The organism is Streptomyces hygroscopicus subsp. hygroscopicus (genome assembly GCF_030269125.1).
GTDB lineage: Bacteria > Actinomycetota > Actinomycetes > Streptomycetales > Streptomycetaceae > Streptomyces > Streptomyces hygroscopicus_C.
The window spans coordinates 112,863-129,482 of sequence record NZ_BSSM01000008.1 but is presented as its reverse complement, the minus strand read 5'-3'; the positions used below and the strand labels follow the sequence as shown (position 1 = coordinate 129,482).

Sequence of the window (16,620 nt, the reverse complement as noted above, 5' to 3'; positions counted from 1 at the left end):
CGATGGACGAGGTCCGGACGCGGGACGCGGACCCCGCGCGGCTGCGGTGCCTGCTGGAGGAGCGCACGGCCGACCTGCAACGCGTGAAGGCCGAGTACGACAACTACCGCAAGCGGGTGCACAGGGACCGGATGGCGGTACGGGAGATCGCCGCGGCCAACATCCTGCGCACCCTCCTTCCCGTCCTGGACGCCGTCGACCGCACCTGCGCCCACGAGCCCCTGACTCCGGGCCTCGCGGACATCGCCGACACCCTGCGGATCCAGCTGGGCGCCCTGGGCCTGGAGTCCTTCGGGGAGGAGGGCGACCCCTTCGACCCCGGCCGCCACGAGGCCCTCGTCCACCATGTCGCCCGGGACGCCACCCCGTTGACCTGCACCAGGATCCTGCGGCCCGGCTACCGCGCGGGGCCGCACCTGCTGCGCCCCGCCACCGTGGAGGTCACCGGACCGCCGCCGGTCTGATCAGGGCTTCCGCACGACGAAGCCCTCGATGTAGAGACGGTCGAGGGAGGTGCGCAGGAACGTGTCGATCGCGGTCGACGGATCCATGATCAGGGGCTGGCCCTTCACGTTGAACGAGGTGTTCACGACACACCCCGTTCCCGTCCGCTCCTTCACGGCCTTCAGCAGGCTCCAGAACACGCTGTTGTACTCCTCGCGCACGTCCTGGATGCGCGCCGTGCCGTCCGCGTGCACGATGCCCGACACCGCGTCCCGCTGTTCCTCCCGCACCCCGGCGGTGCACAGCATGTAGCGGGTCGGCGCGAAGGCCCGGGTGGTGAAGATCCGGTCCCGGTCCTCGGCGAGCACCGCCGGGGCGAAGGGCCGGAAGGGCTCGCGGAACTTCACGAGGCTGTTGATGCGCTCCTTGATCCGGTCCCCCTTGGGCAGCCCGAGGATGGACCGGTTGCCGAGGGCACGCGGCCCGAACTCCATCCGCCCGTGGAACCAGGCGATGATCCGGTCCTCCGCGATGTCCCGCGCGGCCGCCGCGTAGTACTCGGGCGTGAGCCCGACGTACGTCCAGTCGACGCCGCCCGCCCGCCGGACGAGGGCGTCGCGCACCTCGTCGGCGGTGTACGACGGCCCCGTGTACGGCTGGAACCCCCCGGCGTCGCCCACGTACCGGCTGCCCTCCCGGTGGCTGACGTGGGCGGCCGCGCCGAGCGCCGTTCCGTCGTCACCGGACGCGGGCTGCGCGAAGACCCGCTCGACCGCCGGCAGATCGCAGATGGACTGGTTGGCCTTGCAGTTGAGGAAGGTGCCGCCCGCCAGACAGAGCGAGGTCTCACCGGTGCGGTCGAGCCAGTGGGAGACGAGGGAGACCAGCACCTCGGTGAGCCGGGCCTGCAACGCGGCCGCGAAATCGGCGTGCTCGGGTACGACGTCACCGCTCTGCGTCGGGGACGGGAAGGCGGCCTCCTCCAGGTACCGCATGGCCCGGGGATAACCCGACTCCGGTGCGCGCAGGGCCCCGTTCGGCCAGTCGACCCGCACCGAACCGGTCGCGTCGTCGAAGGTGACCAGCCTCTCGAAGAACCGCCGGTAGGGCTCCGGGTCGCCATAGGCGGCGAGCCCCATCACCTTGTACTCGTCCGAGTTGGAGGCGAAGCCCAGGAACCGGGTGCAGATCGAGTAGAGGAAGCCGAGGGACTGCGAGATCGGCTGGGTGTGCAGCTTCTTCAGGTGCCCGTCGCGCGCCTGGTACACCGAGAGCGACTCCGTCTCGCCCATGCCGTCGGACACCACGCACAGCGCGGAGTCGTAACCGCTCGGGTAGTAGGCGGAGGCGGCGTGCGCGACGTGGTGGTCCACCGGGTGGAAACGGCCCGCCACGTCGCCCCATCCCGACTCGCCCAGCGCCTCGATCACGGTGCGGCCGCTGAGCACGGAGTCGAAGTAGTCGCGGGACGCGGCGAACACGCGCCGGTGCCGGTCGTAGGCGAAGCCATGCGCTATCGCGTGCACCTGATCCCTGCCGATCCCGCCGGCCCGCAGGACGTAGTCGATGGCGTGGGCCGGGAAGCGTCCGGTGCCCTTGTCCCCGTCGAACCGCTCCTCGGCGGCCGCGGCGACGACCCGGCCGTCGACCATCAGGCAGGCGGCGCTGTCCAGCCCCTGCACGTTCCGTACGTCCAGGGGGTGCGGGTCGGCGGTGTTGGCGAGCAGGTGGTCCTGTGCGTGGGGCAGACCGCTGAGGCCCAGTACGATCATGGCAATCCTTTGGTCGGTGGCGAGTTGCGCGTCAGGGAGCCTCGGTGGCCCAGTCGTGGACGACGACCCGGTACGGCCGCCCGCCCGCCAGCGCCACGGCGGCCGCGCCGCCCGAGGGCGGGGGAACGTTCCGGACCGTCCAGGTGCCGCGCAGGGGTGGCCGGCGTGACCGCACCACGGAGGTGGTGCCCGGCACCCCCACCTCCTGCCCGACCCCCAGGGCCATCCGCGCACCGGCCGCCTTGACCAGGGCCTCCTTGCGGGTCCACAACTGCACGAAGGCCAGGGGCCGTCCGGCCGGCGGGCTGGTCAGGAGGAACTCCCGTTCCGCCGGCGGGAAGTAGCGGCGGACGAAGGCGTCGAGGGGGAATCCGGGGCGAGGATGGTCGAGGTCGACGCCGACGGCTCGGCCGGTCGTCAGGGCGACCAGGGCGTGCCGCCCGGCGTGCGCGAGACTGAACGACAACGAGCTCCCGGCACAAGCCAGTTCGGGCTTTCCGAGCGGGCCCCGGCGGATGGGTATGTCGGCGGGCGGCAGCCCGAGAGCGTGACCGAGCAGCCTGCGCAGGACGCCGTGGGCGACCGCGTGACGCGCACGGGCCGACGCGTGCGTGTAGCCGGCGAGCCGGGCCGACTCGGCCGGTCCCAGATCCGCTTCGGGACCGGGGGCCGGCCCGTCGAGATCGATGTGCCACACGTGCACCCGATCGATGTCGTCCACGGACGTGCCCTCCTTTCCGGGCCGCGGCGGGATCAGGCGGGGGAGAGGTCGCCGCGGGCGAGGGCCTGGGAGACGGTCATGCGCTGGATGTGCGAGGTGCCTTCCATGTGCTCGATGCCATGGGCGTCCCGTGCCCACCGGTCGAGCAGCGGATGTTCGAGCCGCGCCCCGGGGCCCAGGAGGCGCAGGGCGGTGGTCGTCGCCTCGACGGCGAGGGCCGCCGCGGCCGTCTTCGCGGCGGCGGGCAGATGGGCGTTGCCGGGATCGGCGTCCACCGCCCGCGCGGCGGCCATGGTCAGGCTCCGTACCCCCGCGATCCGCGCTCCCAGCTCGGCGAGGCGCCGCCGCCGGGTGACGTCCTGTTCGGCGAGCCGCGCCGCCACGTGCAGATGGGCGGCCCGCGCGAGGCCGACGCCCATCGCGGCCGCCACACAGCGCAGCGGGTTGAAGGCGTGCAGCCAGCCCCACATGCCCCGGCGGGTGGCCGGGAGATGCCGGCCCAGCAGTGCCTCCTCGGGGACGGGCAGATCCTCGAAGCGCAGGGCACCGAGCGCGCCCCGCATGCCGAGGGTGGGGATCGGCGCCGCGCTGAACCCCGGCGCGGAGGTGTCGACGAGGACGCACCGGATGCCCAGCGGGCCGGGGCGGGTGCGCGCGGTGACGACGCCCGTGCGGGCGCGGTGCGCGTTGCCGACGTAGCGCTTCTCGCCGTTGAGGACGAAGGAGGAGCCGGCGGGTTCGAGGGTGGTGTGCAGGCGGTTGGCGTCGGATCCGCCCTGGGGTTCGGTCATGGCGAGGAAGGTCCAGGTGGGCCGCTCGTGCAGACGCCCGAAGAACGCGCTCTGCTGCGCGTCGTCGCCGAGCGCCGCGACCAGCATGCCCGCGGTGAGGGAGCCGGGCGCGGACAGCAGGGCGGCCGCGTCGCCGTACGCCGCCGCCTCCTCGTGGAAGACGACCCGCTCGACCGCGCTGAGGACGAGGTACTCCTCGCCGTCGAGGACCAGGGGGTCCCGGGCGTACTTCCGCGGGATCTGGAGCGTCGCGAGCCGGTCGAGCAGCGGGGCCCGAGGGGGCTCGCCGTCCGGTTCGCGGGCCGCGGCCCGCAGCGCGGGCGCCTCGGCGCGGACGTACTCCTGGAGGGTGCGCAGACGGCGTGTCATCGCGTCTCCCCCGAGTACGCGGCCGGGGCATACAGGTCGGCCAGAAGTTCACAGACGTAGGCGCCGGCGCCGGGACCGTCCTCGGTGAGGCCGTACGCGCCGAGCAGGTCGAGCAGCAGGCGGCCGGTGGCGCCCAGGTCGTGGTGCAGCACGCGCAGGGCGGTGCCGTCCAGGTCCGATCCCGCCTCCCCGGCGTCGGACAGCCGGCTCTCCACCCGGAGCAGCCCGACGACGGCCTCGGCGAGCGTGTCCTTGAGCACCGGGTGCCTGCTCAGCCGGGTGTCGCCGAAGGACCGTTCGCCGAGGTACGCGCTCACCGCGTCGAGCAGCCGCTCGGTCATCCCGAGCCGGAGCCACAGCACGGCGGCGTGCCAGGCGGGGTCGAACCCTTCGGGCCCGGCGCTGTGGACGGCGGCGAGTCCCATCCGCGCGAGCAGCGGGGTGGTCAGGTCGCGTTCGCCCGCGGTGACCCGGTCGCCGATCGTGCCCGCCCGGCAGGAGCGCGTGGCGGTCGCGACCAGTCGCGCGGGGGCCAGTGCGTGCCCGGACGGCCCGTGCACCAGGGTGTCGTCCCCGGCCCGCCGGTGCAGCGCGGCCAGGGCCCCGTGGGGCGGGTCGTGCCGCGCGATGGCGCGCAGCGGCGACGGGGTGTCCGGTGGAGCGAGGGGAACAGGCATGCCGGCGCTTCCTGTGCGGTCGGACGGGAGGGAACGCGGGAGTCAGCCGCCGAGGGTCTCGCGGACGTACGACGAGAGGCCGTCGACGGTTTCGAAGGTGCCGGCGCCGAAAGTGTCCGGGTCGAATTCGATGTCGAATTCGGCCTCCAGACGCATCAGCAGTTCCAGAATGTTGGTGGAATCGAAGTCGAGATCCTGGCGGAAACGCGTCGTCCCGGTGATCTCCCGCGGCGCGAGCTTCGCCATGGCGGCGACCGCGCGGATGACGTCCGCGGTGATGTCGCGGCCGGCCGCGGAGCTGGTGGCGCCGTCCGGCAGTCCCTGCGCTGCGTCCATGGTGGTCGTGGCCCTTCGTCGTGGTCTGCGCCGAGGCCGCGGGGCGCGGCATGGTGCCAGCAGGCTGCCCGGGGCGGGGACCTCCGCCAAGTCACCGATGGGCGCTCCTCGGCCCTGACGAGGCAGGCATACCCGAAGGAGGAGCTGCCGCGAGGCGCGTCGGGCACCGGAGTATGAGGGCGGAACCTGCGCCCCGGAAGGCATCTCTCGGCAGCTCGCTCGCGAGGTTCTCGTCCCCCGTCTCCTGGTCAAGAAGGGCGAAATCCGGCTATGGCCCGCGGAGCGACCGAACGAAGCGACCCTCGTTACCGGTGTGTCGGTATCGGTGTCGGACCTGCCAATCTGAGCCTCGCCTCACTCCTGCACGGGCATTCCGACGTGCGCAACGTCTTCTTCGACAGCAAGGCCGAATTCGGCTGGCACGAGGGACAGCAGATTCCCGGTACGTCCCTCCAGGTCTCCCTCTTCAAGGACCTGGTGACGCTGGCCCAGCCGACGAGCCCGTTCTCCTTTCTCGCCTATCTGCACGAGCAGGGGAAGATCTACCACTTCCTGAACGCCCGGTTCGACGCGGTGCCCCGGCAGGAGTTCCGCAACTACATGCGCTGGGCGTGCGAGCGGAACCCCAACATCGTCCTCGGCGAGCGGGTGCGGTCGGTGGACTTCGACGGCGAGTTCGTGGTCGCCACCGACCGGCGGACCGTGCGCGCGGACAACGTCGTGCTGGGCATCGGCACCCGTCCGCGGCTGCCGGAACAGGCGAGCCGGGACGCGGCCACGCAGTTCCACGCCGGCGAGTTCACCGCCAGGTCGGGCGGACTCGGCGGCAAGCGGGTGTGCGTCGTGGGCGGCGGCCAGTCGGGCGCGGAGGCGGTGCTGCACCTGCTCGGCAGGAGCGGGGCGGAACTGCCGCGCCGGGTCTCCTGGGTGTCGCGGCGTGCGAACTACTTCCCCATCGACGACTCGCCGTTCACCAACGACTTCTACATGCCGTGCCACTCGGAGTACTTCTCCCGGCTCGACCGGCCGGTCCGCGAGGACTTCAACCGCAGCAACGTGCTGTCCAGCGACGGGATCTCGGAGCGGACGCTGCGCGACCTCTACCAGCGCCTGTACGCGCTGCGGTTCATCGAGGGCGCGGGCGACCTCTTCGCCCTGTTCCCGAACCGGACCGTGCGGACGGTCGCCGGAGCGGACGCGGACGGCTGGAGGCTGACGCTGGCCCACAACGACCAGCCGCACGAACCGGAGGAGATCGACGCCGACGTCGTCGTGTGGGCGACCGGTTACCGGACCCGGGAGGCCGAGGTCCTCGCGCCCCTCGCCGGGCGGATCGAGCGCGAGGGCGGTGAGTTCCGGATCGACGGCAACTACGCGGTGCACTGGGACGGCCCCGCCGACCGGAACATCTTCGTGCAGAACAGGGCCCGTGGGCAGCGCGGTCTGGCGGATCCCAACCTCAGCCTCAACGCGTACCGCAGCCAGCGCATCGTGGACCGGATCCGCGGGGTGCGCTCGGACGGCCAGCTCCCGTCCTTCATCGAGTGGTCGGCGAAGCCCCGGCTGGACCTGACATGGGAGGGATGAGCATGTCGCCCGCGGACACGACGAGCGTCCTGGACGTCGTCATCGTCGGTGCCGGGATCATCGGCTGCATGGCGGCCCGTGAGCTGGTGGCCGCCTTCCCCGGCGCCGCGGTGGCCGTCATCGACCGCGACCAGGTCGGCAGCGGTGCCAGCCGGAGGTCGGCGGGCCTGCACTTCCCCCGGGGGTCCTCGGCGCGGGTGCGGGGGATGGCTGCGCTGAGCGAGCGGCGCTACGGCGAACTCCGGGAAGAAATACCCGGGTTGCCCATTCACGACGTCCCCACCACCGTCGTCGCCGCGGAGTCGAACGCCGGCCGGCTCACCGAGCACTACCTGCCGAGCGCGGGGCTCGACCGGGTGCGCCGGGTGCCCGCGGGGCCGGCGGGCACGGTCCGGCTCCCGGCCGGCAGCGGTGCCTGGAGCGTACGCGGCGGTCAGTACGCCGACGTGCACGGCGTGGCGCAGCTGCTCGCCGCTCGGCTGCGGCCCGGCGTACGGTTCTTCGAGGGCGCCCGGGTGGTCGCGATCGAGTCGTGCCCGGACCGGGTACGACTGCGCCTCAGCACGGGCGAGGTGCTGGCCGCCCGGACGGCGGTGCTGGCCCCCGGTCCCTGGATCGAGGACCACGCCTGGCGGGGGTGGACCGCACCGCTCGGCCTGCGGGTGAAGAAGGTGGTCGCCCTCCACGTCGAGCAGCGGCCCCGGCCCGACGACGGCGTGATCGTGTTCGAGGACGAGGACGCCTTCCTCCTGCCCCTGCACCACCGCGGACACTGGCTGTTCAGCTACACCTGCGCCCAGTGGGACGTCTCGCCCGAGGGTACGCACTCCCATCTGTCGACCGTGGAGATCGCCGAGGGCCGGGCCGTCCTGGAGCGCTTCGCCCCCGGGCTGGTACGGCACTGCGGCACGGGCCGGGTCTTCTGCGACGCGTACAGCGCGGAACGGGCACCGGTGGTGCGGCCGGTGGACGAGCAGGGCCGTGTGATCTTCGCCGGGGCGGCCAACGGCTCCGGGTACCGGCTGGCACCCGCCATCGCCGCGGAGACGGTGCGAGCGGTGGGCACGGTGGACGCCTGGACGACGGCCAGAGCCGCGGGGGCGGCGCGGACCGCGCGGACCGTGGAGGCGGTGGAAAAGGCGGAGATCGCGGGGTCCGTGGATTCGGCGGAGGCCGCGAGGACGGCGTGCGCCGTGGAAGCCGTGGAGGCGGTGGAGGCCGTGGAGGCGGCGCAAAGCGTGTGGATCGCGGGGTCCGTGGACTCGGCGGAGGCCGCGAGGACGGCGCGCGCCGTGGAAGCCGTGGAGGCGGTGGAGGCCGCGGGGGAAGCGCGACCCGCGGAGCCCCTCCGCGCGTCCCGCCCCACCCATCCGACCACCCCCGCCCCCGATCTCCCCAGGAGTGCCCAGTGATCAACAGCAGCTACGACGCGAGCGCCCTGCGTGCCGCCCTCGGCATCGGGATGTCCGGGATCGACGGGCTCGGTGTGGGCGCGGCCTGGGGCCGGGTCGAGCCGGGCCGGGCGACGACCCCGGACCGGCACGACGAGACGGAGGTCTTCGTCATCACCGCAGGCCACGGGGACGTGGTGGTCGACGGGGTACGGCACCCGGTCGCCGCGGGGACGGTGGTCGGCTTCGAACCCTTCGAGACCCACGTACTGGAGAACACCGGCGACGAGGACCTCGTCTTCGCCACCCTCTACTGGCGCGACGCCCCGCGCGCCGCTCTCGCCGCCGGACGCACCGGCCAACGGCGCTCCGGCAGACCCCAGTTCGTGTTCTCCACGCCTCCCACCCCCAACGGGGACCTGCACCTCGGCCACCTCTCGGGCCCGTACCTGGGCGCCGACGCGTACGTACGCTTCCAGCGGATGAACGGCCGGGAGGCCTGGCACCTGACCGGCAGCGACGACTTCCAGAGCTACGTCCTGGCCGCCGCCGCGGCCGAGGGCCGCACCCCGGCCGAGACCGCCGCGCACCACGGCGCCGAGATCGTGGCCACGCTGAAGCTGCTGGACGTGGTGCCCGACCAGTTCACCGCCACGAACGCCGAACCGGGCTACCGGGACGGACTGCGGGCCTTCTTCTCCCGCCTCGTGGCCTCCGGCGGCATCACCGCCCGGGAAGCCCCGGCGCTGTTCGACGCCGCGTCCGGGCGCTACCTGTACGAGGTCGACGTCAGCGGCGGCTGCCCGGCCTGCTCCCGCGGCACCAGCGGCAACATCTGCGAGGAGTGCGGGGAGCCCAACTCCTGTGTGGACCTGGTCGATCCGGTGGCCACGGCCGACGGCACCACGCCGCGCACCGGGACCGCCACCCGCTACACGCTGCCGCTGCACCACCACCGCGCCGACATCGAGGAGCACCACGGCCGAGGCCGCGTCCCCGCACGACTGCGCGACCTCGCCGACCGTGTCCTCGGCCGCGGCGAGCGCGACATCGCCGTCACCCACCCCTCCGCCTGGGGCGTCGAACCCGCCGAGGCCGATGCCCGGGGACACGTCGTCTGGGTCTGGCCGGAGATGGCCTACGGCTTCCTGCACGGCATCCAGTCCCTCGGCCGTCGCCTCGGCCGGCCCTGGCGCGCGGCGGCACCGCGGGACGACTGGCGGATCGTCCACTTCTTCGGCTACGACAACAGCTTCTACCACGCGGTGCTCTACCCGGTGCTGTACAAGCTCGCCCACCCCGGCTGGAACGCCGACATCGACTACCACGTCAACGAGTTCTACCTGCTGGAGGGCGGCAAGTTCTCCACCAGCCGGCGCCACGCCGTGTGGGGCAAGGACATCCTGAACGCCGACTCGGTGGACGCGGTGCGCTACTTCCTCGCCCGCACCCGGCCCGAGGGCCGCCGCACCGACTTCACCTGGGAGCGATTCGGTTCGGCGGTCCAGGACGACCTGATCGGCACCTGGCAGCGCTGGCTGGGCACCGTCGGCGACCGCCTGGCACGGGAGTTCGCCGGTACGGCCCCCGACGCCGGGGTCTGGCGCCCCGAACACTCCGCGTTCCTCGACCGGTTGGAGATCCGGCGCCGGGCCCTCGCCCAGGCCCTGGACGCCGACGGCTTCTCGCTCAACCGGGCCGCCGAGGAACTCCACGGCCTCGTCACCGACGCCGCGCGCTTCACCCACGCCGAGACGACGGCCCCCTCCGGGCACCGACACGGTGAGGCCCGTACGACCATGGCCCTGGAACTGGCCGCGGCCCGCCTGCTCGCCCACTGCGCCACCCCGGTCATGCCCCGCTTCGCCGGTCGACTGTCCCAGGCCCTCGGCGAGGAGCCTCCCACCGTCTGGCCGGAGTCCGTGGAACTGCTGCCCCCGGGCACCAGGGCGAACCTGTCCGGGCAGGTGTTCTTCACCCCGATCGGAGCCGCCGCCAAATGATCCACTCGGCCCTGAACCACCTGGTCACCACCCCACCCGAACCCGGCCACCACATCACCTTCCGCGGCGCGGGCACCCCCGAGACCCTGCCGCTCGAAGAGTTCTACGCCCGCTCCGGCCGGCTCGCCCGGCAACTGCGCGCACAGGGCGTGCGACCGGGCGACCGCATCGGCGTCCTCGCCGCCAACTGCCTGGAATGGGCCCTGCTCGACCTGGCCGCCCTGCGGCTCGGCGTGCTGACCGCCGGCTTCGAACCGGGCAAGTTCCCCGCGGACGGCACCCTGCTGGACCGCTACGGCCTCCGGCTGCTCTTCACCGACCAGGAGAGCGACCACCCGGCCGTACTGCCCATGACGCGGGCGCGGTCGATGGCCGCCACCGAGTCGGACGAGAAACTGCCCGCGGTGTCGTACGGCCCGCACGACGCCACCACCCTGAAGTTCACCTCCGGCAGCACGGGCACCCCGAAGGGACTCGCGGCCACCGCGGGCAGCATCGACAGCTCCCTGCGCGCCGTACAGGAGATGTTCGCCCACGGCCCCGGGGACGAACTCTTCGTCTTCCTGCCCCTGTCCCTGCTCCAGCAGCGCTATTGGGTGTACTCCGCGCTGTGCTTCGGACACGACCTCACGATCAGCACCTACCAGTCGGCCTTCGCGGCGCTGCGGGGGACCCGCCCGACCGTCGTCATGGGCGTACCGGCCTTCTACGACCTCGCCAAGCGGCACATCGAGACCCGCGCCGCGCGCACACCGGGCGCGAACCCCGCCGACGCCCTGCGGCAGGCGGCACACCACCTCTTCGGCGGCCGGATCCGCTACCTCTGGACGGGCTCGGCCCCCGCCGCGGTCGACACACTGCGCTTCTTCACCTCGTGCGGGCTGCCGATCTACGAGGGCTACGGCATGAACGAGACCTGCATCGTCACCAAGAACCACCCCGGCGCCTGGCGCGAGGGCAGCGTCGGACGCGTCGTCACCGGCAAGGAGGTCCTGCTGGACGAGGACGGAAACGTCACCGTCCGCAGCGACTTCCCCGTCGGCACCGCCTACACCTACGCCGCCCCGGGCGCCTCCGAGCAGGTCTTCGCGCCCGACGGCACGGTCCGGACGGGCGACGTCGGCTACGTCGACGCCGACGGCTTCCTCTACATCACCGGCCGCGCCGATGCCGTCGTGTCCCTCGGCAACGGCCGCAACATCACGGTCCGGCCCGTCGAGGACCGCATGCGGCAGAGCCCCGCGATCGCCGAATGCGTCCTCTTCGCCCACGGCGACGAACTCGTCGCGGTCGTCTCCCCGGCCGACCGGACACCCGACCGGACCGCCATCGAAGCCCAGCTGCGAACCGCCAACGAGCAGGGCGGCCGGCACGAGCGGATCGGCCGCGTCATCGTCGCCGACCAGCCGTTCAGCATCGAGAACGGCCTACTGTCCTCCCAGTACAAACCGCTGCGCCCCCGTATCCGCGAAGCCTTCCGGACCCGGATCGAGGACCCGGACGCGGGCCTCACCGCCTGACCGGTCCCCCGGGCCGGCCCCGCCCGACCGGCCCGGGGGACCAACCGCACCACCCACCGCACACACCAGGAGAACGCCCCATGAGCTGGGCCGAGTCGGCACCCGCCACGCTCGAGAACGAGCACGTACTGCTGCGTCCGGTCACCGAAGCGGACCGCGAGGACCTGCACGCCATCGCCCTGGACCCCGACATCTGGCGCTACTTCGTCAGCCGGGTCGACACCACCGAGGACTACCACGCGTTCTTCGACGCGGCCCTCGCCGACCAGGAGGCCGGGCGGCGCGTGGTCTTCCGCGTCACCGACCGGCACACCGGGCGCGCCGCGGGCAGCATGAGCTACGGCAACATGGCGGAGGCCGACCGCCGCCTGGAGATCGGCTGGTCCTGGCTCGGCCGGGACTTCCGCGGCAGGGGCGTCAACCGCTGGGCCAAGTACCTGCTGCTCCAGCACGCCTTCGAGACGCTCGACGCGCAGCGGGTGGAGTTCAAGACCGACGTCCTCAACGAACAGGCCCGGCGCGGGCTGCGCAACATCGGCGCGGTGGAGGAGGGCACCCTGCGCAGCTACAACTTCATGCCGGGCGGCCGCCGCCGCGACGCCGTCTTCTACGGCGTCCTGCGCGCCGAGTGGCCCGGCGTGCGCGAACTCCTGCGCACCGGACACCGTCCGGCCGAGCGGACGGCGCGGTGACATGGACGTAATCCCGCTTCCCTTCGTACGCGCCGCGGGCGACCCGTACGAGCTGGGACTGCGGCACGGCGGCGAGCGGGCCGCGGCCCTCAACGCCTTCCACGACGACTCGTTGTGCCGCCTGAACAAGGTGCTCGCCCGGCCGGTCACCCCGGCTGGGCTGGCCCCCCGCATCGAGGCGTACCGGCGCGCGATCGAGGAAGCCGTACCGGACCTCGCCACGGAGATCCGGGGCCTCGCCGCCGGGGCCGGGCTGACCGAGGCCCAGGCCTTTCTGCTCCAGATACGCCGCGAGATCATGGGCTACCGCACGGTGCCGGCCATGGGCGACTGCACCACCTACGCCCGCACCGGTGAGGCAGGCCCCGTGGTGGCGCAGACCGTCGACCTCAACGGCGACCTGGACGACCAGATCACCGTCCTGGAACTCTCCCGCGCCGACACCCCCCGCCGGTCCCTGCTGCTGAGCTTCGGCGGACTGCTCGGCTACCTCGGCCTCAACAGCTCCGGTCTGGCCGTGGGCCTCAACCTGGTCCTCGCCGGGACCTGGCGCCCCGGCGTGCCCCCGTACCTGGCCGTCCGCCACGTCCTGGACCACGCCGACACCGTGGACGAGGCACTGACCCTCCTGCGCGGCCTGCCCCTGGCCAGCTCCCGCTGCTTCACCCTGTGCGACGCCCGCCGCGCGGTGTGGGCCGAGTACGACGGTGGCACCTGGCGCGTCGCCGAGGGACCGGAGACCGCGCACACCAACCACTTCCTGCACCCGGACCTGGCACCCCGCGACGAGATCAACGTCTTCGCCCGGCGCTCCTCGGTCAGACGCCTCGACACCTGTCGCGCCCGCCTCGCGGCCCTCCCCGCGACCGCCACCCCCGAGGACCACTTCGCCCTGCTGTCCGCGCCACCGCTGTGCGTCGCGGACAACGGCGACATCCGGCGCGAACGCACCGTCGCCGCCGCGGTCCTGCTCCCGCGCCAGGGCGAACTGCGGCTGCGCCCCGGGGACCCCTCGTGCAGTCCGACCCATGTGTTCCGACTGTGCTGAGGGACCCCGACCCGCCCGTACGCACAAGGCCATGGCTGTCTGGCCATGGCCGGACGGGGCGATTGTGAACGTCCCGCCCCGGCTCATAGTGTCCCTGCGTCAGCAGGACAGCACCACGGGCCCCCGGCCCGGAAGATCACACCGATCACACCGATCACACCGCCCGTCCGGCACGGCGCACCGCGCTGCCGCGACGCGGCCGACCCTTGGGGGACGGGTGACCCAGACAGCACGGTTCACCGATTCGAGCTGCTACCACGCGGCACTGGCGACCCTCCTGACCGCCACCGAGCCGCACACGGATCCCTTCTCCGTGCTCGGGAACAACGCCGCCACGGCCGCGCGCCTGACCACCGACGGGGAGCTGACCTTCAGCGACCCGCTGGAACCGCTGACCGCCACCTTCGCCCGCCACGGCCACCGGCTCGCCCACCACCCGGTGCGCACCGAGGCCGACTGGCGGCAGGCACTCGACACGCTGCGCTCCGGCCGGGCCGTGGCCATCGCCGCGGACGCCTTCCACCTGGAGCACTACTGGGTGGGCTTCCGCACCAGCCACGCGCTCCACGTCGTCGTCCTGGAGGACTTCGACGCGGCCACGGCGACCGTGCGCCTCGTGGACCCCGGCGAGGCCGTCTTCTTCGACGGCCGCCTGCCCGTCGCCCGGCTGACGTCCGCGATGTGCGAGGGCGACGCCGGACAGGCGTGGATGGAGATCCTCCCGCTGGACACGGGACGCACGGACACCGGCGCGCTGCCGGATCTCGCGCGGCAACTGTCCGGCGACGGCGGCCCCTGGCTCAGCGGCACGGCCCTCGTACGACAGCTCCAACAGCACCTGGACTCCTACCTCACCGTCGTCGGCAGCCGCCCGCGCGGGTCGGCCGGCGGCGCCCAGCAGGACTGGGGGCCGGGCCCTCGGCTGCTGCTGGGCCTGTGGTGGTACCACCACACGCTGCGCTGGCTCGCCGGACACCTGAGGACCCGTACCACCGACGGCGCCCCCGGAGCCGAGGGCGGCCCCGCCGAAACCGTCGAACAGGCATCCCGGGACCTCCTCGTGGTCCGCAACCTCATGATGCGCCTGGGCGCCATGGACGAGACCGACGACCGGTTCGCCAGGTTCCGCGCCCAACTGCAGCCCCGACTGGAGACCACCCTGCGGAACCTGGAATCGGCCGCGGCCGCCCTGACCGCCCTGGCGAAGGAGCAGCAGTGACGGTAACGCCCGTCGGCGCGGTCCGCGTCGACCTCACGCCGCACCGCAACAGCGCGGCCTTCCTCGCGGCGGGCGAGCCACCCGACGACGGCTTCGACGGCTTCGGCCGGGCCTTCCCCGCCGAGCAACTCGGCGCCCACGCCCTCCACCTGGGCCTCCCGAACGGCTGCGGCCACGGCGCCCCGGACAACGTCGCCTGCGAGGGCCAGGCCATCGACCTGGACGAGCCGCTGCGGGCCGCCGGCCTGCGCGTCGTGGGCGCCGGCTCCGGAGGAACGGTCAGCGAGATCCTCACGCTGGAGCACGACGGCGCCACGACACCCGTCCGCGTCCGCCTCAGCGACTTCCTCTCCCGCCGTCCCGCCTTCGACGACACCTGCTTCGCCCACAGCCCCTTCCTCTACGACGTCGGCGCCCGCCCCGAGCCCGGCGCCGAACCACGCCTGTGGCAGACCGAGATACCCCTCGACCCCCCGGTGCGCTGCGCCCGCGTCACCCTCCCGGTCAACCCCGACATGCACATCGTGGGCCTGTGGCTGCTGCCGGCCGGACCCGAGCGGACGGAACGGCCGTGAAGTGCCTCTACCTCACCCAGGAACTCGCCCCCTACTTCGTGGAGGGCGGCCTCGGCCAGACCGCCATGGCCCTCCCTCGCGCCCTGGAACGGGACCTGGGCATCGCCCACGACCTGGTCGTCCCGTACTACCCCCGGCTCGTCGGCCGGCACGGCCTGGAGACCGAGACCGTGTGGCGCACGCCGTCCCTGCCGGTCGGACCGGTCGACGTGCCCGCGAGCGTCGAACGGCTCCTGGGCCGCGCCGGCTCGGGCGACGTCTTCCTCGTCCGCGCCGACCACTGGTACGACCGTCCGGGGCTCTACCGCGACGAGGACTACGTGGAGTTCGCGGACGCCACCGCACGGGCCGCCTTCTTCGGCGCGTGCGTCGCCCGCTGGCTGACGGACTCGGGTCGCCGCTACGACGTCGTCCACGGCAACGACTGGCAGTCCGGCCCCGCCCTCGCCCACCTGCGCACCCTGCGCGGCACGGACCGCACGCCCGTCCTCCTCGCCAACGTGCACAGCGCGGCGTACACGGGCCGCGTCGAGCACGCCGGCATCGGTGAGCTGGCCCTCCCCGCCGAGTGGCGAAAAGCCCTGGCGGACCACGGTGACGAGGCGAGCCTCCTGCTCCTCGGCCTGCTCGCCGCCGACACCGCGACGACGGGCAGCCCCACCTACGCACGCGAACTCGTGGCACAGCTGACGGGCACGGCCATCGGCGCCGCACTCGACCGGCTCCCCCTGACCGGAATCGTCGCCGGCATCGACACCCACCTGTGGCAGCCGGCCGCGACCGGCCGCGTGACCAGCCCCTACACACCCGACACCGTCGCCCGGGGCAAGCAGGCCAACAAGCTGCTGCTGCAAAGGCGCCTCGGCCTGAAGGAGGACCCGGACGCCGCGCTGTTCGGCGTGTGCACCCGCGTCGTCCCCGAAAAGGGCATCGACCTCCTCGTCGAGGCGGCCGGCGAACCGGCGGCGAACGGTTCCCTTCAACTGGTCGTCGTGGGCCAGGGCGACGCGAGCCTCGTCGGCGGCCTCGCGGCACTCGCCCGTGCCCTGCCCTCCGCCGTGGCCCACGTCCCCCGCTTCGACCAGGACTCCGCCTGGCTCACCTACGCCGGCTCCGACTTCACCGTCATGCCGTCCCGGGTCGAACCCTGCGGCCTCAACCAGCTCATCGCCATGACCTACGGCTGCCTGCCCGTGGTCAGCGCGGTCGGCGGACTGTGCGACACGGTCACGGACATCACCCGGGACCCGGCCCACGGCACCGGATTCATCCTCCCCGAACTGACGGCCGACGCGCTCCGGGACACCATGCTCCGGGCCGCGCGCTGGCTCGCCGGCCCGCGGGACCAGGTGGCCGCGGGACGCCGCCGTGCGATGGCCCAGGACTGGTCCTGGTCACGGGCCGCCCGGGACACGGCCACCCTCTACGCCCGCCGGCCGTGACCCGCTCCCTCCTCGACGTTTCCATGAACCACC

General features: G+C 73.1%; 15 protein-coding genes. 10 read left to right on the top strand and 5 right to left on the bottom strand.

Going from position 1 to position 16,620, the window contains the following annotated elements:
• The first annotated feature begins 2 nt into the window (after positions 1 to 2).
• Entirely contained in the window at positions 3 to 464 is a 462-nt protein-coding gene (gene grpE, locus QSK45_RS19270; RefSeq protein ID WP_285558471.1) for a nucleotide exchange factor GrpE, read from the top strand.
• Here grpE and QSK45_RS19265 read toward each other — a convergent pair whose 3' ends face one another.
• From QSK45_RS19265 to QSK45_RS19245, 5 genes are read right to left on the bottom strand one after another with little or no spacing between them, the layout of a single operon-like run.
• Positions 465 to 2,216 carry a carbamoyltransferase family protein gene (locus QSK45_RS19265; RefSeq protein WP_285558469.1) on the bottom strand — a complete coding sequence of 584 codons (1,752 nt, stop codon included), beginning with the start codon at positions 2,214 to 2,216 and terminating at the stop codon, positions 465 to 467.
• A 31-nt stretch (positions 2,217 to 2,247) separates the two neighbouring features.
• Positions 2,248 to 2,937 (bottom strand): 4'-phosphopantetheinyl transferase family protein, encoded by a 690-nt coding sequence (locus QSK45_RS19260; RefSeq protein WP_285558467.1) that lies wholly within the window; start codon positions 2,935 to 2,937, stop codon positions 2,248 to 2,250.
• Positions 2,938 to 2,969: 32 nt separating this feature from the next.
• Positions 2,970 to 4,097: an acyl-CoA dehydrogenase family protein gene (locus QSK45_RS19255; RefSeq protein WP_285558465.1), complete on the bottom strand. Its 1,128-nt coding sequence runs from the start codon at positions 4,095 to 4,097 to the stop codon at positions 2,970 to 2,972.
• On the bottom strand, positions 4,094 to 4,774 hold the full coding sequence (locus tag QSK45_RS19250; protein ID WP_285558464.1) for a hypothetical protein: 681 nt from the start codon (positions 4,772 to 4,774) through the stop codon (positions 4,094 to 4,096). The genes QSK45_RS19255 and QSK45_RS19250 overlap by 4 nt, the downstream gene beginning before the upstream one ends.
• Positions 4,775 to 4,816: 42 nt before the next feature.
• Positions 4,817 to 5,110, bottom strand: a complete 294-nt coding sequence (locus tag QSK45_RS19245) for an acyl carrier protein (protein WP_285558462.1) — start codon at positions 5,108 to 5,110, stop codon at positions 4,817 to 4,819.
• 270 nt (positions 5,111 to 5,380) lie between these two features.
• On the opposite strand from QSK45_RS19245, the gene QSK45_RS19240 reads away from it, so the two are divergent.
• The 9 genes from QSK45_RS19240 to QSK45_RS19200 all read left to right on the top strand — a co-directional run bounded on the left by QSK45_RS19240 (position 5,381) and on the right by QSK45_RS19200 (position 16,587).
• Positions 5,381 to 6,697: a lysine N(6)-hydroxylase/L-ornithine N(5)-oxygenase family protein gene (locus QSK45_RS19240; protein WP_285558461.1), complete on the top strand. Its 1,317-nt coding sequence runs from the start codon at positions 5,381 to 5,383 to the stop codon at positions 6,695 to 6,697.
• The gene (locus QSK45_RS19235; RefSeq protein ID WP_285558459.1) at positions 6,694 to 8,109 is read left to right on the top strand and encodes an NAD(P)/FAD-dependent oxidoreductase; all 1,416 of its coding nucleotides are present in this window, start codon (positions 6,694 to 6,696) and stop codon (positions 8,107 to 8,109) included. The genes QSK45_RS19240 and QSK45_RS19235 overlap by 4 nt, the downstream gene beginning before the upstream one ends.
• A complete protein-coding gene (locus tag QSK45_RS19230) occupies positions 8,106 to 10,091 on the top strand; it encodes a class I tRNA ligase family protein (protein ID WP_285558458.1) in 1,986 nt (661 codons plus the stop codon). Before QSK45_RS19235 ends, QSK45_RS19230 begins: the two co-directional genes overlap by 4 nt.
• Positions 10,088 to 11,611 carry an AMP-binding protein gene (locus tag QSK45_RS19225; RefSeq protein ID WP_285558456.1) on the top strand — a complete coding sequence of 508 codons (1,524 nt, stop codon included), beginning with the start codon at positions 10,088 to 10,090 and terminating at the stop codon, positions 11,609 to 11,611. The genes QSK45_RS19230 and QSK45_RS19225 overlap by 4 nt, the downstream gene beginning before the upstream one ends.
• A gap of 80 nt (positions 11,612 to 11,691) precedes the next feature.
• On the top strand, positions 11,692 to 12,303 hold the full coding sequence (locus QSK45_RS19220; RefSeq protein WP_285558455.1) for a GNAT family N-acetyltransferase: 612 nt from the start codon (positions 11,692 to 11,694) through the stop codon (positions 12,301 to 12,303).
• Position 12,304: 1 nt separating this feature from the next.
• Positions 12,305 to 13,351, top strand: coding sequence for a C45 family autoproteolytic acyltransferase/hydrolase (locus QSK45_RS19215; RefSeq protein WP_285558454.1), 1,047 nt, complete (start codon positions 12,305 to 12,307; stop codon positions 13,349 to 13,351).
• 217 nt (positions 13,352 to 13,568) lie between these two features.
• A complete protein-coding gene (locus QSK45_RS19210) occupies positions 13,569 to 14,570 on the top strand; it encodes a cysteine peptidase family C39 domain-containing protein (RefSeq protein ID WP_285558452.1) in 1,002 nt (333 codons plus the stop codon).
• Positions 14,567 to 15,145: a hypothetical protein gene (locus QSK45_RS19205; RefSeq protein WP_285558450.1), complete on the top strand. Its 579-nt coding sequence runs from the start codon at positions 14,567 to 14,569 to the stop codon at positions 15,143 to 15,145. The genes QSK45_RS19210 and QSK45_RS19205 overlap by 4 nt, the downstream gene beginning before the upstream one ends.
• Positions 15,142 to 16,587 carry a glycogen synthase gene (locus QSK45_RS19200; RefSeq protein ID WP_285558448.1) on the top strand — a complete coding sequence of 482 codons (1,446 nt, stop codon included), beginning with the start codon at positions 15,142 to 15,144 and terminating at the stop codon, positions 16,585 to 16,587. Before QSK45_RS19205 ends, QSK45_RS19200 begins: the two co-directional genes overlap by 4 nt.
• Positions 16,588 to 16,620 lie beyond the last annotated feature (33 nt).

Bases quoted from the DNA above. Each gene is read 5' to 3' on its own strand.
- grpE (WP_285558471.1), top strand. From the start codon at position 3: ATGGACGAGGTCCGGACGCGGGACGCGGACCCCGCGCGGCTGCGGTGC.
- QSK45_RS19265 (WP_285558469.1), bottom strand. From the start codon at position 2,216: ATGATCGTACTGGGCCTCAGCGGTCTGCCCCACGCACAGGACCACCTG.
- QSK45_RS19255 (WP_285558465.1), bottom strand. From the start codon at position 4,097: ATGACACGCCGTCTGCGCACCCTCCAGGAGTACGTCCGCGCCGAGGCG.
- QSK45_RS19250 (WP_285558464.1), bottom strand. From the start codon at position 4,774: ATGCCTGTTCCCCTCGCTCCACCGGACACCCCGTCGCCGCTGCGCGCC.
- QSK45_RS19245 (WP_285558462.1), bottom strand. From the start codon at position 5,110: ATGGACGCAGCGCAGGGACTGCCGGACGGCGCCACCAGCTCCGCGGCC.
- QSK45_RS19240 (WP_285558461.1), top strand. From the start codon at position 5,381: ATGGCCCGCGGAGCGACCGAACGAAGCGACCCTCGTTACCGGTGTGTC.
- QSK45_RS19235 (WP_285558459.1), top strand. From the start codon at position 6,694: ATGAGCATGTCGCCCGCGGACACGACGAGCGTCCTGGACGTCGTCATC.
- QSK45_RS19225 (WP_285558456.1), top strand. From the start codon at position 10,088: ATGATCCACTCGGCCCTGAACCACCTGGTCACCACCCCACCCGAACCC.
- QSK45_RS19220 (WP_285558455.1), top strand. From the start codon at position 11,692: ATGAGCTGGGCCGAGTCGGCACCCGCCACGCTCGAGAACGAGCACGTA.
- QSK45_RS19215 (WP_285558454.1), top strand. From the start codon at position 12,305: ATGGACGTAATCCCGCTTCCCTTCGTACGCGCCGCGGGCGACCCGTAC.